Below are 553 nucleotides of genomic sequence, written 5' to 3' on the forward strand. Positions count from 1 at the left end.
AGTTCACGTCCGTAACCGGTACTGTCGGCGGCGATGTAAAAGCCGGTGATGAAGTTACTTTGACCGTTAACGGTGAAACTTATACCGGTAATGTTGTAGAGAACACTGCTGGTGACCTGACCTACAGCATCCAGGTTAAAACCGATGATCTGGAAGCGGATAACAGCATTGATGCCTCGGTTACCGCAACGGACAGTGCAGGCAATAGCAAAACCGCGGAAGCTGAACGTACTCTTGATGTGGATACCGAGATCAACGCTTCCATCACCATCGATACCATCGCCGGTGATGATGTTCTGAACGCGGAAGAAGCGGATAAAGAGTTCACGTCCGTAACCGGTACTGTCGGCGGTGATGTAAAAGCCGGTGATGAAGTCACGCTAACCGTTAATGGCGAAACCTATACCGGTAATGTTGTAGAGAATGCCTCTGGTGACCTGACCTATAGCATCCCGGTTAAAACTGATGATCTGGAAGCGGATAACTCTATTGATGCCTCTGTTACCGCCACCGATGCCGCGGGCAATAGCAAAACCGCGGAAGCTGAACGTAC

At 50.3% G+C, this 553-nt stretch carries 1 protein-coding gene; it reads left to right on the top strand.

Annotation, left to right across the window (positions count from 1 at the left end):
• Positions 1–553: Ig-like domain-containing protein (locus BTA35_RS16560; protein WP_139363700.1), on the top strand; the 553-nt coding region annotated here is incomplete at both ends.

This window comes from Oceanospirillum linum, assembly GCF_001995095.2.
GTDB classification, from domain to species: domain Bacteria; phylum Pseudomonadota; class Gammaproteobacteria; order Pseudomonadales; family Halomonadaceae; genus Oceanospirillum; species Oceanospirillum linum.